Genomic DNA, 15,333 nt, shown 5'->3' on the forward strand with positions numbered 1-15,333 from the left:
CCATGAAACAAAGTAAAATGTTGATTCCAACGCTTCGCGAAATGCCAAGCGATGCCCAAGTCATTAGCCATGCTTTGATGTTGCGTGCAGGTTATGTTCGCCAAGTATCAGCTGGTGTCTATTCTTATCTGCCACTAGCAAATCGAGTGATTGAAAAAGCAAAAGGCATCATGCGCCAAGAATTCGAAAAAATTGGAGCAGTAGAAATGCTTGCTCCAGCCCTTTTGAGTGCGGATCTCTGGCGTGAATCTGGTCGTTACGAAACTTACGGGGAAGACCTCTATAAGTTGAAAAACCGTGAAGGCTCTGACTTTATCTTAGGTCCAACTCACGAAGAAACCTTTACCGCTATTGTGCGCGACTCAGTAAAATCTTACAAACAATTGCCGTTGAATCTCTACCAAATTCAACCAAAATACCGCGATGAAAAACGTCCACGGAACGGTCTTCTTCGGACCCGTGAGTTCATCATGAAAGACGGCTATAGCTTCCATGCTAACTACGATAGCTTGGATGTCACTTATGATGAATACAAGGCAGCTTATGAGCGGATCTTCACACGCAGTGGCATCGACTACAAAGCCATCATCGGTGATGGTGGTGCCATGGGCGGAAAAGATAGCCAAGAGTTTATGGCTGTTACACCTGCTCGTACAGACTTGGACCGTTGGGTTGTTTTAGACAAGTCTGTCGCATCATTTGATGAGATCCCAGCAGAAGTCCAAGAAGAAATCAAAGCAGAATTGCTCAAATGGATGGTCTCTGGTGAAGATACCATTGCCTATTCAAGTGAATCAACCTATGCTGCGAACTTGGAAATGGCTACTAACGAATACAAGCCAAGTAACCGTGTCGTAGCAGAAGAAGAAGTGAAACGCGTGGAAACACCAGGTGTCAAATCGATTGATGAAGTAGCTGCATTCTTGAATGTTCCAGAAGAAGCTACTATCAAGACTTTGGTTTACATCGCAGATGGTGAGCCTGTTGTAGCCCTTCTCGTAGGTAATGATCAGCTCAATGAAGTGAAGTTGAAAAACCACCTCGGCGCAGACTTCTTTGAACCTGCAACCGAAGTGGAAGTGAAAGAATTATTAGGAGCTGATTTTGGCTCTCTCGGTCCAGTAGATCTTCCTGAAAATGTTAAGATTATCGCAGACCGCAAGGTCCAAGACAGCCGCAATGCAGTAGTCGGTGCCAATGAAACAGGCTACCACTTGACTGGTGTCAACCCAGGACGTGACTTTACTGCAGAATACGTCGATATCCGTGAAGTTCGTGAAGGCGAAATCTCACCAGATGGGAAAGGGATCTTGAACTTTGCACGTGGGATCGAAATCGGTCACATTTTCAAACTCGGTACACGCTACTCCGCTAGCATGGGAGCAGATGTCTTAGACGAAAACGGTCGTGCAGTTCCAATCATCATGGGCTGCTACGGAATCGGTGTCAGCCGTCTTCTTTCAGCCGTTATGGAGCAACATGCTCGCCTCTTTGTCAATAAGACTCCAAAAGGGGAATACCGTTACGCTTGGGGAATTAACTTCCCTAAAGAATTGGCGCCATTTGATGTGCATTTGATTCCAGTCAATGTCAAGGATGAAGCGAGCCTTGCTTTGACCGATCGGATCGAAGAAGCCTTGGTGAATAAAGGCTACGAAGTCTTGGTGGATGACCGAAATGAACGCGCTGGTGTCAAATTCAGTGATAGTGATTTGATTGGGCTTCCAATCCGTGTAACAGTTGGTAAAAAAGCAGCAGAAGGTATCGTAGAAGTGAAAATCAAAGCAACAGGAGATACCATCGAAGTTCATGCGGACAATCTCCTTGAAACCCTTTCAATCTTGAACAAATAAGAAAAAGCTTTCTGAGCTCTCACCAGTGTGGTGATGAAACTCAGGAAGCTCTATTTATTTTTCTTCTTTGAGGCCTTGATCTTTGAAATAGGTAAAGAGATCTTGAGGTTTGCCATTGAGGTATTTCTTGAACTCAGCTGTTTCTTCCTCCCCTTGATCCCCGTAGATGGAAGCAAACTCATCTTTCTTGATTTTTGAGAAGTCAGCTTGTAAGACCTTGGCATAGGATTGTTTATCTTTCGAAATTTGAATGCGGAAGCTAAGACCAGGCTTGCCATTTAAGCTTTTATAGATATCGCTATGTTCTAATTCTTCTTGGTAGATTTCCTTTAACTCGGAAAGATCCATGTCTTGCAAATCTGAGGAAATGGGTTCAAAACTAAGAAAAGTAAAAGAGACAATTTCATCTTTTTTGTAGCCGATTTGAATTTTGTTTTGGTGGTGATCGCCGAGGTCACTAACAAAGGTCTTGTTTTGGACTTGCTCCTTTTTGGTTTGAGTGGCCTCTTGCTTGGAAGAAGCGTTAGTAGTCCCTTTGCCTTGTTGGCCTTGGCTACAAGCGGTAAGAGCTAGTAGACAGACAGAGACAAGTAGAAATTTTTTCATATATACTCCTTATAGGTTAATGGTGTTCGATCTTGTATGAAACAAGTTTTGAACAGGTTTCATTATACCATAAAAGTTTTAAAAATGAAAAAATATACAAAAATCATCAAAGATTGTATCTAAAATCACCTAAAATCAACATTTTTTATCTATGTGTCGAGTTAATATAACAGGACAGAGTGTCTTCTTTTCTTATCAGAAATAATACTAGTTGGAGACTACTGGGGCAAGGAATTTCAGATATATGTTACGTTTGTATAACAAATTATTTCAAAAATGTAACAAAGTTACAATATTTTATCAGTTGGGGCTCAAAACTTGACTTTCTCGCAATATTTCATTAAGATATCTTTAAGTAAATAATACAAATAGGGAGTGAAAAGGTAAATATACAGTTTTTTGGATTTTTACTAATTCGTACTAAATGTATTGTTTATGAAAAAAATATTAGGGTATCAGCCCAAAAGGAGAAACATATGGCTCAAATTAAATTAACTCCGGAAGAACTACGTCAATCAGCACAACGCTATTCACAAGGTTCTCAAGAAATCGATCAAATCCTTAACACTTTGACTCATGAACAACAAGTCATCGACGCAAACTGGGATGGATCTGCATTTGATAGCTTTGAAGCACAATTCAACGAATTGTCTCCAAAAATCAAACAATTCGCTCAATTGTTGGAAGACATCAACGCTCAATTGATCAAAGTTGCTGATATCGTTGAACAAACTGACCAAGATATCGCTGCACAAATCCACTAAGATAGTCTTGGAGGTGATCTTACTTCTTGTAGGTAGATCACCCTTTTGTCTTTTGATATATAGAAAATAGGGGTTAGATTCTTAATTCCTAACCCCTATTTTGTATCTATGAATTAGAAAAAGGAAAAGGTATAGAAGTGAAAAAGAAAAAATGGTTAAAATACATCGGTCAGAGTGCAGTTGTGCTCCTTTTGATGGGATCTGTAGTGGGTCTTTATACGACGGTTCAAAAGGACCAAAAGCAAAACGAAGCCAAGACCGTACAAACGACAGAAAACACCAAGCTTAATATTGCAGTTGTCAATGAAGACAAAGCGGTCAAACTGAATGATAAAGAATACAACCTTGGGGCTAGCTATGTAAAGAATATCGAACGGGATAATTCGCAAAACTGGTCTGTACTCCCTCGTGGAGCCGCTGAGTCAGGGCTTGCAGATGGCAAGTACCAGTTGATGATTGTCATTCCAAGTGACTTCTCAGAGAAGGTCTTGGAAGTGAATGCGGTTAATGCAGAGAAGACCACGGTGACGTATAAGGTCAATGCGGCTGGAAATTCTCAGGTTGAAAACGAGGCCAATAAAGTCGCTAAAGATATCGTTTCAGACTTGAATAGCCAGTTGGTTGATATGTATATGGTCAGCATTTTGAGCAACCTTTATACAGCTCAGAAGAACGTGGAAACAAGTAACAAAATTCAATCTACCAACATTGGTTCATACCGAAGCAACTTGCTAGATTCAGCTTTAGATTCGAAGAATATCTTTCCAAGTCTCTATAGCTTGTCTACGTCTTCTGTCGAGTCGAACAATGCTTTGAAGACAGTCCTTGAGTCTTATACACAGGCTTTTGATCAATTGACCCAATCTCAGGATCAGTACGGTCAAAACTTCGACACATTGATCAAACAACGCTCTGAGGACAAGATCAGCCATGAAGAGTTCATGAACCAGCTGATGTCTATGAACCAGTCTGTTGTCAGTGAAAAGACCCAAGAGTTGTATAAGAATCTACAACAAAACCAAGAAGCAATTACCAAACAATTGAGTCAACCAACTGAAACAGAAGGAGATGCTTCAGGTACCAAGACTTATGCAGGCTTGACAAAAGATGTGAATGATCGTGTGGCAGACCTCGAAAAAGGGATCAAGGCAGAACGCGACAAATTAGATGAGCACGAAAAGAACATCGAGTCTTCTGTAAAAGCGAAGATCCTTGACTACTATGGTCTAAATGAAGGAGAAAAAGTCACTCTTAGTACCTTGCTTGGAAAGACTAGTATCAAGACATTAAGTGAAGCACGTAATAAAGCGGATGATGACATTCGTCAAGCGATTGAAAAACTTCCGTCTTTAGATCCAGCTAGTCTTGAACTGAATAAGTATGGAAATCTCAAGGCAGCGATTGATTTTGATAGTGCTTTTGCTGGAACGAAGGGGCAAGCAAAAGGGAACGCAGATGACTTGAAACGATTGGCTGCTGAAGTGGATGCTAAATTAACGGCAGTTGCGAATGTTCTCAATGCTAAATCTGGAAAACAAAAAGTTAGCATTCAAGTACCTGCAGGAGTTAAGGTTGATACCTGGACCTATGATGGACAGACTTATGCAGGCAGTGGTGAGCAGGAAGTCGAACTGAAAGATGGCAAACAAATTCAAATTCACCTTGTTGAAGATGGAGGAGCTATGCCAAGCGCGATTGATGTTGAAGTCCTTGTGAATGGAGTTTCTTCAACCAGTGTGACTGTATCTGCAGAAGACTTGAAAACAGCTGTCGCTAACTATGCATCGAAAGCTAGTGAAATCGCCTTGGATTATCAACGCGCAGGAGCATTGATCGATGCCTACTATCCAGAAGATGAAAAGGGAGATCGTCATTCGCTCTATGATCCAATCGAAGATATGGATTTGACAAACGCTTTGGTCGACATCGTGAAGGCTGCTGTTTCAAGTAACATGAAGGACTACCGTAAGAGTATTGAAACGGATGAATCTGGGGATGCAACGAAGAGTGTGAAAGCCCAGTTAGATGGTACACTCCAACAGTTGCAAGACTTGGGACCACAATTGCAGGCCAATCTTCAAGCGATCGAAAACACCAACAAGGATCTAACCCAAAATATCAACGATCAATTGACGCAATATGCAGAGCTTCAAAAACGCCTAGAAGAGATCTCAAAAGCGCAAGAAACAGTGACACAGGCTCAAACCAAGACCGATGCAGATTTGTCAGCTCTTGGTTCTGAGTACACATCATTGTTGAGCTCGACAGAAGGCGTTAAGAGCTCATCTCGTAGCAATGTAGAAGCTGCTAACTCTACCAATGAAATCTTTAGCCAATTGAACAAAGAATTGGAAAAAGCTCAAGGCAATACAGAGAAATTGTCTAGCAATGCGGAAAGCTTGATGGGTGAGTTCGATAAGGAATTGTCCGAAAACGGGAACTTCGTCGAAGCCTTCCGTAAAGTCTTCAACAATGCCTATGAAAATGGAGTGCCGAATGAAGTCTTGCTCGACTTCTTGTCAAATCCAGTTGCAGAGAAATCGTCTTCTGTGAAAGCGACCATCAACGTCTACCGTCCATTTATCTGGATCTTTATGTTGGAAGTCTTGAGCCTCTTTACAGCTTATCTCTTTGCGACTCAGCCAATCATCCGCAAGGTTAAGGATCGTTTCAAATTGGATCGCTTGCAAGAGTCAGATCTCTTGACTGTCGGTGTCCTTGTGGGACTTTCTCTCATCCTTGGACTGGTGATCGGAATGATTTCAAGTATTCAACTCTCTGTTGGCCGTGAATATGTGCCTTCATGGGTATTCTTAGCGGTTCTAGCAAGCTTTGTCTTAGTACAACTGCAATACCTCCTCTTGAAACACTTCCGTGTGATTGGAATGGGACTGGCCTTCTTCATGTTGATCAGCTATGTTTACCTATCAAGCGCGATCGGAACGACCGCGACCTTGTCAGGCCTTCCAGCACTGGTGAAAAATGTCAATCTCCTTTCTATTTTAGAAGGACAGTTTGCGGGTTACTTTGATGGACAAACAGCCGGTATCGGCGTCTTCTTCGGATTGTTGGTCTTCTTCGGACTTTTGGCGGTTGCCAATATCTTCATTCCAAAGAAGTTTACTCAAACAAAGGAAATTGAATCAAGCTTATGAAAAAAATGATGTATCTTCTCTTTGTCTTTAGTCTCATTCCAGTAGTTGCTGTTTCTGCAGATGATTTTATTGATAATCGTCTGCAGGTCAACAACTCACGTCTTGAGACCGAGCAGGAAAAGACACTTGGGGGCCAATTGGATGCGACTGAGTCTCTTTTCAATGAGAAGGATCAGAAAAAATTAGCAGATGAAAAACGCAAGCAAGAGAAACAATTGACCGATTCAGACGGCCAGTTGTTTTCTGCTATAAAGGGAAAGAAAAAAACAGGGCCTGAAGCGGACTTGTTCCAGCCTGAAAATCAAAAATTATCTAAATTTGAGTCCAATGTGGAGGACAATTCGGCTAGTTTATCGGATTTTATTCCAGCCTTGCAAATGCTGGCTTGGAGTGCCCTTCTCTTTGGGATTGCTGGCTATATTTCCTATCGAATCTATAGAAAAGAGGCCTAAATGGACCAACATATCAATGTCACCTTCCGTTTGAATGGTGCAAGCCATGACCTCCGGATTCCAACGCGAATGGAGGTGCGACGCTTGATTCGGGAATTGGATCAGATCTTTGGGTCTGCCATGGAGCCTAGAAGCAAGTATCAGTTGCGCGTGGTAAATAAAGGCATCTTGCTGGATGAAGGCAAGGTGGTACAGGAGTATCCGATCACAAGTGGTGATCTGATCAAGATTGAGGAGTGGTAAGGTGAAAGAAGAACAATTTACACTGGAAGAACAAGTCTTCCGTTTTGAGAAAGAAGAAACGAGCTGGCGGCTGGACCTCAAGCGTTCAGAAGTGGATAGCCAGGATTTACGCAATTTATGGATTTTGGATCTCCATCATCCCTTGTTTTTAGAGCAAAGCATGACAGCCGATCAAGACCAGATTCATCTGACCTATCAGACAGATGCTCTGGGCTTGAGTGCTGAAGAAATCAAAGAATTACCAGTATCAGACCGTCTGCGTTTGGCTATGAATGTCTTAGATTTGGCGCCTGCCTTGGAGCTTCCGGTGACCTTTATGTTGCATCCTATCAATTTGTTTGTGACCAAGGATGCACAAGTCAAGATTGCTTACCGTGGGGTTCCGGGTATGATGGTGCCACGCAAGTGGGATCAGGTTGAATTCTTGCGCCAGGCTAAGTGTTATGCCGTCACTCTTTTTGGGGACTGGGATTTCATGGAACTCTATCAAGGCACCCTTGAATTAGAAGATCTGCCTGATTTCTTGGTAGAAATCCGTGATGCCGCTAGCTTAGAAGAGATGAAAGCTCTCTTAGAGAAAGCCTATCAAGAACGCAAGGGAGAGGAAGAAAAGACCTTGACCTTGGTTTCAAGCCGTCAACACCGAATCTTTAAGTTGGCAACAGTGTGGCTTTCAGCTGTGGTGGCCCTCTTACTCTTGCCTTTGATCTATTTGGTCTTTTTCCAAGCCCCCTTTAAAGAAAAGTTGCTTCAAGCGGATACAGCCTTTCTCAAGGTGGACTACACCGGTGTGATCGATGAGTTGGAAGGAGTGGCTCCAAGCAGTCTTCCGATGACGCAGAAATATGAGTTGGCGACTTCTTACTTGCAAGGCTTGAATTTCTCAGAGGACCAAAAGAAGGTCATCCTCAATAACGTTACGCTCAAGTCAGACAGTCTCTATCTCCACTACTGGATCTATATCGGCCGCCATGACTTTACCCAAGCGCTGGATACAGCTAAGCGGATCGACGATTCAGACTTGATCATCTATGCCCTTCGTAAAGAAATCAAGGCAACACGTGATAGCGAAAAACTCTCTGGTGAACAGCGCGAGAAGAAACTCTCTGAGTTAGAAGGCGAATACAAGAAATACTGGGATGCCCGCTCTAAACTCCTGGAAGCAGAGACAGATGAAACCAAATCTTCCACTAGCAGCTCAACAACAGCTTCGTCTACAGAAGGTTCCTCAACAGAAAGTTCGTCTTCTACAACTGCAAGCTCGACTGAGTCTAGCGAACACAAGGAGTAGTCTATGAAAAAACGTATCATACTCTATAAAAAAGGTTTTCGCTATGAGCTAGCGCTAGAAGAGGGAAAAACAGCGACCGTATCGAATCAAGAAACAGCTCAGTTGACCCTGGCTTCGCAAGAAAATCCCCTTCATTTCCAATGGAGTCAAGGGGAAATCTTCTACCAGTATGGTGAAGACAAGGGCGTGCTTGAAAATAGCAAGATCCTTGGAGATGTGGTCTGCTACTTGGCAGCAGGAGAAGTTCATACCTATGAACTGCTTGATAAGGAAGAAATCCTCGTGGCAGATGAAAAGGGTGCGGATGTGCGCTTGCACTATCCCGTGCGCTTTCTCCTTGTGAAAAAAGAGCAGACTTGGACTTGTCAGCTCTTATCCGGAAAACTCTACCATAACCACAAACTCGTCAGTGAAGCGACTTTTCCACTGGCCTTTGGGGATGAGCTAGCTATTGGAGATGTGACCTTTAAGCTCTATCCAGAAGAGTTTGGCGTGGAAGGATCGGTCGAAGTGAGTCCTTATCTGGTGCCTCGCTTGCATTCGCGCTATGACTTTTACAAGGACTATCCAGAGTACCACCGGTCTCCGCGGATCATCTACCGGAGCTCAGAAGACAAGATCTTGATCAATCCTCCGGGTGCGGAGCCCCAAAAACCTTCCGATGAACTCTTGAAGTTGATCATGCCCCCCCTCATCATGGTTGGGGTGACCCTCTTGATCACCATTTTCCAACCGCGGGGTCTCTATATCATTGCGACGGTATCCATGTCTGTGGTTAGTGTGATCTTTTCGGTCCAAGGATTCTTCAAGAATCGTAAGAAATACAAAGAAGATAAGAAAGAGCGCGTGGAGCTCTACCATCTCTATCTCAAGGACAAGGCTAAGGACTTGGAACAGCTATCTCGGAAGCAACGAGAAGGCATGTTTTACCATTTCCCAGCGATCGAAGACTTGACCAAGATGGTCAAACGCTATGACTCGCGGATCTACGAAAAAACACCGCTTCATTTTGACTTTTTGGCCTATCGTTTGGGCTTGGGCAAGGTTCCAACCAGCTATGAGCTCAAATATGGTCAGGAAGAGCGCAGTGGGAAGAAAGATGCCTTGGAAGAAGAAGGCTATGCTCTGTTCCAAGCTCATCAAAAGATCGACAATCTTCCTATTGTAGCTAGCCTTAATCGGGGACCTGTAGGGTATGTCGGCCCTCGTCCTATCGTGCTAGAGCAGTTGCAACTCCTCGTTGCTCAATTAGCTGTCTTTCACTCTTACCATGATCTGACCATTATTCCGATCATTCCAGAGGAGGAAAAAGAAAGCTGGGATTGGATGCGCTGGTTGCCTCATGCGACCCTGCAAGACATGAATGTCCGTAGCTTTGTCTACAATCAGCGGACACGCGATCAGGTCTTGAACAGTCTCAACCAAATCCTCAAGCTCCGCAAGGCGCAAAAAGAGGAAGAAAAAGCCAATGATACCAAGATCTTCCATCCTCACTATGTGGTGCTCATCACCGATGAAACCTTGATTTTGGACCATGTCATCATGGAGTTCTTCCGTGAGGATCCGACAGAGCTTGGATGCTCCATCATCTACGTGGCAGACGTGCTCTCATCTCTTTCTGAAAATATCCAAACCGTTATTTCCATCAAGGACCGTAACCAAGGGCAATTGCTCTTGCAAGAAGGGGTTCTTCGTGAGCTTGACTTCCAATTGGATCACTTCCCTGAAGGCTATGACAAGGAAGCCATCTCGCGTAGCCTTGCCCCACTGAAGCATATCCAACAGCTCAAGAGCTCGATTCCAGACTCGGTGACCTTCCTTGAAATGTACCAGGCGGAAACTTTCAATGATCTCAAGGTCTTGAGTCGTTGGGAGAGCCATGCCCCTTACCAAAGTTTGGCCGTGCCGATCGGTCTGCGTGGGAAGGACGATTTGGTCTACCTCAATCTCCATGAAAAAGCTCATGGACCACACGGTTTGATCGCAGGGACGACCGGTTCTGGTAAGTCTGAGACCATTCAGTCTTATATCCTGAGCCTTGCCGTCAACTTCCACCCACACGATGTGGCTTTCCTCCTCATCGACTACAAGGGTGGGGGAATGGCCAACCTCTTCAAGGATCTGCCTCACTTGCTTGGGACTATCACCAACTTGGATGGTGCCCAGTCTATGCGGGCCTTGGCCTCTATCAATGCGGAGATCCATCGTCGGGAGCGCCTCTTTGGCCAATATGAGGTTAACCATATCAACCAATACCAAAAGAAATTTAAACTCGGTGAAGCGACAGAACCGCTTCCTCACCTCTTCTTGATCAGTGATGAGTTCGCTGAGCTCAAGGTTAACCAACCAGACTTTATCAAGGAGTTGGTCTCTATCGCGCGTGTCGGGCGTTCCCTCGGGGTGCACTTGATCCTTGCGACACAAAAACCTTCTGGAGTCGTGGATGACCAAATCTGGTCTAACTCTCGCTTCAAGCTAGCCCTCAAGGTGGCAGACCGTGGAGACTCCATGGAGATGCTGCGGACGGCAGATGCGGCTGAAATCACCCAGACCGGTCGTGCCTACCTCCAAGTCGGGAATAACGAAGTATATGAACTCTTCCAAACCGCTTGGTCAGGAGCAGACTACCAGCCTGAGAAGGATCAGCTAGGGATCGAAGACCATACCATCTACTTGATCAATGAACTAGGCCAGTACGAAGTCCTCAACCAAGACCTCTCTGGTCTGGATATGGCAGAAGAAATCAAGGAAGTGCCGACAGAACTTGATGTCATCGTGCAAGAAATCAACCACCTGCACCAACAAGAAGGCATCGCAGCTGTGGCCCAACCATGGTTGCCTCCCCTCAAAGAGCGGATCACGCTGGATGAGTTGGAAAAGGTCGTGCCGATCGAGGCTTGGCAAAAACGGACAGCTCCAAGCGTCCTGATCGGGGTTGCCGATATCCCGCAAGCGCAAAAGCAAGAAGCTGTTGCTATTGATCTGTCAAAAGATGGGAATATCCTCCTTTACGGAAGTCCAGGTACAGGAAAGACCACTTTCCTCCAGACAGCAGCTATGGATCTGGCTCGCAAGCAGAGCCCAGAAAATCTGACCATGTACCTGCTGGATTTCGGAACCAATGGTTTAGCGCCCTTGACTCAATTGCCACATGTGGCCGATAGCCTCTTGCTGGATCAGACAGAGAAAATCCAGAAATTCATCCGGATCATCAACCGCGAGTTGGATCGCCGCAAGAAGCTCCTCTCTGAGCATGGTGTCGGCACCATCGCCCTTTACCGTGAAGTGACCGGCAAGCAAGAGCCAACCATGGTCATCCTTATGGATAGCTATGAGTCTATGAAGGACGAGCCTTATGAGACAGACCTCTTCAAGCTCTTCATGCGGATCTCCCGTGAAGGTCTCAGCATTGGTGTGCACTTGATCATCACAGCTAGCCGTCAGAACAACCTACGGGCTCAGCTCTATTCAAACTTCAAGCACCAGCTGACCTTGCCACAGAATGATATCTCTGAAGTCCGCGGTATCGTGGGAGCAACCCCACTAGCGTCTACGATGGAAGACATCAAGGGACGCGCGCTCATGAAGCGTGACGAAGTCGATGTCATCCAGTTCGCCCTACCAGTCGCAGGAGACAATGATATCCAAATCATCAACAACCTCCGCGACCAAGTCCAAAACCTCAAAGAGATGTGGACAGGCCAAACACCAGCAGGTATCCCAATGGTGCCAGATGAGTTGACAGAAGTAGCCTTCTATGGCCGTGAGGATGTAGCAGCCTTGTTGGATGAAGGCAAAGTCCCACTCGGATTGGATCTGGAAACAGTTGAGCCTGTGACATGGGATCTCAAGAAAGGCAACCTTCTCTATCTGACAGACAAAGAAGAGCAGATGACTCAATTCGTCAAACAAATTGCTCGTAGCAAGCAGAAGGTGATTGTGTTGGCGCCAGCCTATAATGAATTACCAGAGATGGAAGGTGTGACGATTCTCTCTACGAAGGAAGCCTATGTAGCTGGAATCAAGAAAATGGAAGAAAATATCCAATTGAGATTGGAACAGCAGAAATCGCAACATGAAGCAACGATTGTGCTATACAATCAGCTAGAACTTATGAATGATCTAAGTATGGATCTTCAATCTAGTCTGAACTATGTCCTTGAAAAAGGGGCGCGTGCAGGCTATGCTACAGTAGCCATGAGTGGTAGTCAGTTGAATCGAAAAATTGACGAAGTGTCAAAATCTATCAAACTCTATAAACAAGCGATCGTGGCCATGCGGATTACAGACCAAAGTGTCCTAAATGTTATCAATCGACCAGTTCGTGAAGAACCACTTGATAGCCAGGTGAACTACTATGTAGAAGATGGATTTGTAAGAAAAGTGAAAGTATTAATGAAATAGAAGGGAGATGAAATATGGGGAAAGCAGCCATAATTGCATCTATGAATGAAACAAGTCAAGCTATCTCAACACTAAATGCAAAAATTGCTAAATTAACTGAAATAAAAGGATCTTTAGAATCGTTTCCAACAACCGTCAACTATGTGTTAATTAACGATGAAAATATTAAAAGTAATTATAATATAGCAGGTGCGAAGTATTCAAAAGACACAAGTTTTGAACAAGATTTATTAAAGAACATTAAACGAGATTTTGATACAAAGATAGATAATGTTTCTGAGAAGGTGTCTAATAAGATTCATGAGTTAGAGAGTCAAAAGTTTGGATTAGAAAATAAAATGAATTTGTTACTTAATCAACTGTTGACGACAAAGGAGAAATAAAATATGAATGATGTTATTAAAGTTCATGATTTACCTGCAATAGGACGTTATGCAAAATCAATCCAACAATTTTCGAAAGAAGTTGAGGCGGCTGCCAGTGAAACAGAGAGGCAATTCAATTCTAAAACAGGAAATGGAAATGATGAGGCTTTAGCGTTAGTAGCTTTTTTTGAGCGTTTAAATATTTTGCAGAATCTAGTATTTCATAGATATCCGAAGTATATGGAAAATTTTGCAAGTAGTGTTTCTCACTTTGAAAGTAGTGTAAGCGGAGCAGGATTCGATAAAGAAGCTTGGACCAGTGGATCGGGTATGCAAGATTTAGTAAAAAAATTGACAGATGAGGGTTCAGATAGTCAGTTATACGCAATAAAGGATACTATTAAGCATCTACAAGAATTGTTTGATAGAGCAACTTCTGCTCTGGGGATTGAGAATGAAAGTTTAGAGGCAACAAAACAAGCAGCTGAAGGAGGTTTGGCAAGTTCTAAAGATTCACGACAAAAGACTCACAATCAGATTCAAACGTCGCATGATACTTTTAATGCAACATTATTTGAAGTTATGTCAGATTTAATGGGGATGAGCAAAGATATTGAAGAAGCAGAAGCAAAACTTGCTGTTGCACCGGATGTTGTGTTGGCTTCCATTGTCAACAAAACTCTTACATCTGATAAAGCTTACTACCTTGATGCGGTTCAAACTAAAGCAGATGCTGAAATTATGACCGTGATTTTAAGTGAAGGTGATGATAAAAAAGAGTTTTTCACGAAATTAGCAAATGTGAAGACGAAGGATTCTAGTTTAGAAGTGTCACAGATTATTGTAGAGCGTTTAATGTATGAGGTTAATCATCCAAAAGAAGATGGAAGTGTACCAAATTTATCGATTTTTATGGAGGTTCTGACTCAACGAGACCAAGAAAGTGTAAAGGATTATTCATTAAGATTGTCTGCAGCATCAGAAGCTACAGGAGGAGCTTACAAGGTTCAAGCTGACGATATAATGCCAAAATTTCCTCCGCAAGGTTCTCCACGAGAAGCTTATGATGAATATTTTAAAAAGAAGAATAGCAAAGAGGTCCGTAAGGCATTATTGTCTTTAAATAACAAGGTGGAATGGTATGAAAAACTAAATAGCCTTTTTATGTATACCGCTATTAATGAAATGGGGGAAGGTAAACCACAAACTCTTCAAGAACCTAAAATCAATGGTGGCTATGAAACTAAAATTTATCCCTCCTTACAAAAGGCTTTCTTTCACAAGGATAGTTTTAAATTAACAAAAGGAAAAGATGGTAAAGGATTCTCATTCTCTGTAACTCAAACACTTCCTGGTATTAAAAAGGTTAAAGCAGATATTATAGATGAAAAAACAGATTTGAATATTCAAGGGAATATAGATAAAATTAAAGATTTAACTCTTGAAAAAACAATGCTTTTTCCAAAAACAGTGGCTAATACAATGAAAGATTTAGCTAAGTTATATGCACCTGCTGGAGTTTTAATAGGAATTGTTGAGACAGGTATGAGTGAAGACAAAGATATCAAAAAGCTCATAGACAGTGGAGAAACAGTTTCTTCCTCAAAAATTTGGAATGATACGCCTGTAGATAAATACACTAGTAAAGCGGAGGGCGCTTTAAATATCTCTAAAAATATTTACGATTATTTTGATAAAAAAGAAAAATATGATAAAGAGATCAAAAATTTGAAGAACGACAGTGAGGCTGAGTTTTGGCAATATGGTGGGACATCATTCAAAGAGGAGGGGGCAAAGAGTAACAGTAGATACGTCAGCCCAAGCTTTGATGTGGAGGCCTATTTGAAACAACGAGATTTAGAGAAAAATGGCTTACGAACTTATATAGCTGAGACGGCTATGAAAAATGGGGAGGATCCGTATATTGCGTTACAGAATTTTAGTAAAGCAGTTAATAAGAGTAAGGCGAGTGGGGCGTATGATGCAGAACTGAAGGAACTTTTAAGTGGTGAAGGAGATCGTGATTATCAAATAGAGACAATCCCATTTAATAAGTTGTTCAGTGGATTAAAGGATGCAGAAAGCTCTATTAATGGTGGAAATAATTACGAAAATGGAAGTTCATATTTCACACGAGATTCCTATCGAAATTGGTCTTATTTAGATTATGTGACTGGAGTGGGTCAAGGAGGAAGTTGAT

10 protein-coding genes are annotated in these 15,333 nt (G+C 42.9%); 9 read left to right on the forward strand and 1 reads right to left on the reverse strand.

Annotated elements, in window-relative coordinates; translation table 11 throughout:
• Window positions 1-2: 2 nt before the first annotated feature.
• Window positions 3-1,853 carry a proline--tRNA ligase gene (locus NML76_RS06605; RefSeq protein ID WP_254733038.1) on the forward strand — a complete coding sequence of 617 codons (1,851 nt, stop codon included), beginning with the start codon at window positions 3-5 and terminating at the stop codon, window positions 1,851-1,853.
• 54 nt (window positions 1,854-1,907) lie between these two features.
• On the opposite strand, the gene NML76_RS06610 is transcribed toward NML76_RS06605, so the two are convergent.
• On the reverse strand, window positions 1,908-2,459 hold the full coding sequence (locus NML76_RS06610; protein ID WP_118095931.1) for a hypothetical protein: 552 nt from the start codon (window positions 2,457-2,459) through the stop codon (window positions 1,908-1,910).
• Window positions 2,460-2,935: 476 nt separating this feature from the next.
• Here NML76_RS06610 and NML76_RS06615 point away from each other — a divergent pair, with 476 nt between their 5' ends.
• The 8 genes from NML76_RS06615 (at window position 2,936) to NML76_RS06650 (ending at window position 15,332) form a co-directional block, all read left to right on the forward strand.
• On the forward strand, window positions 2,936-3,223 hold the full coding sequence (locus NML76_RS06615; RefSeq protein WP_003009979.1) for a WXG100 family type VII secretion target: 288 nt from the start codon (window positions 2,936-2,938) through the stop codon (window positions 3,221-3,223).
• Window positions 3,224-3,354: 131 nt separating this feature from the next.
• On the forward strand, window positions 3,355-6,378 hold the full coding sequence (esaA, locus tag NML76_RS06620; protein ID WP_254733175.1) for a type VII secretion protein EsaA: 3,024 nt from the start codon (window positions 3,355-3,357) through the stop codon (window positions 6,376-6,378).
• Window positions 6,375-6,830, forward strand: coding sequence for a type VII secretion protein EssA (gene essA / locus NML76_RS06625; RefSeq protein WP_003009984.1), 456 nt, complete (start codon window positions 6,375-6,377; stop codon window positions 6,828-6,830). The genes esaA and essA overlap by 4 nt, the downstream gene beginning before the upstream one ends.
• Window positions 6,831-7,073, forward strand: coding sequence for an EsaB/YukD family protein (locus tag NML76_RS06630; RefSeq protein ID WP_195623492.1), 243 nt, complete (start codon window positions 6,831-6,833; stop codon window positions 7,071-7,073).
• 1 nt (window position 7,074) lies between these two features.
• Window positions 7,075-8,364 carry a type VII secretion protein EssB gene (essB, locus tag NML76_RS06635; protein WP_254733041.1) on the forward strand — a complete coding sequence of 430 codons (1,290 nt, stop codon included), beginning with the start codon at window positions 7,075-7,077 and terminating at the stop codon, window positions 8,362-8,364.
• 3 nt (window positions 8,365-8,367) lie between these two features.
• Entirely contained in the window at window positions 8,368-12,768 is a 4,401-nt protein-coding gene (gene essC / locus NML76_RS06640) for a type VII secretion protein EssC (protein WP_254733044.1), read from the forward strand.
• Window positions 12,769-12,782: 14 nt separating this feature from the next.
• Window positions 12,783-13,151 carry a hypothetical protein gene (locus tag NML76_RS06645; protein ID WP_118397317.1) on the forward strand — a complete coding sequence of 123 codons (369 nt, stop codon included), beginning with the start codon at window positions 12,783-12,785 and terminating at the stop codon, window positions 13,149-13,151.
• A 3-nt stretch (window positions 13,152-13,154) separates the two neighbouring features.
• Complete coding sequence (locus tag NML76_RS06650; protein WP_118397320.1) at window positions 13,155-15,332, forward strand: hypothetical protein; 2,178 nt, start codon at window positions 13,155-13,157, stop codon at window positions 15,330-15,332.
• Window position 15,333: the final 1 nt, after the last annotated feature.

The organism is Streptococcus sp. CF8_Ac1-9 (assembly GCF_024295565.1).
Taxonomy (GTDB): Bacteria; Bacillota; Bacilli; order Lactobacillales; family Streptococcaceae; genus Streptococcus; species Streptococcus parasanguinis_X.

What these genes read in the sequence shown, in the direction of transcription:
- NML76_RS06605 (WP_254733038.1), top strand. Translation starts at nt 3, where the DNA reads ATGAAACAAAGTAAAATGTTGATTCCAACGCTTCGCGAAATGCCAAGC.
- NML76_RS06610 (WP_118095931.1), bottom strand. Translation starts at nt 2,459, where the DNA reads ATGAAAAAATTTCTACTTGTCTCTGTCTGTCTACTAGCTCTTACCGCT.
- NML76_RS06615 (WP_003009979.1), top strand. Translation starts at nt 2,936, where the DNA reads ATGGCTCAAATTAAATTAACTCCGGAAGAACTACGTCAATCAGCACAA.
- essA (WP_003009984.1), top strand. Translation starts at nt 6,375, where the DNA reads ATGAAAAAAATGATGTATCTTCTCTTTGTCTTTAGTCTCATTCCAGTA.
- NML76_RS06630 (WP_195623492.1), top strand. Translation starts at nt 6,831, where the DNA reads ATGGACCAACATATCAATGTCACCTTCCGTTTGAATGGTGCAAGCCAT.
- essC (WP_254733044.1), top strand. Translation starts at nt 8,368, where the DNA reads ATGAAAAAACGTATCATACTCTATAAAAAAGGTTTTCGCTATGAGCTA.
- NML76_RS06645 (WP_118397317.1), top strand. Translation starts at nt 12,783, where the DNA reads ATGGGGAAAGCAGCCATAATTGCATCTATGAATGAAACAAGTCAAGCT.
- NML76_RS06650 (WP_118397320.1), top strand. Translation starts at nt 13,155, where the DNA reads ATGAATGATGTTATTAAAGTTCATGATTTACCTGCAATAGGACGTTAT.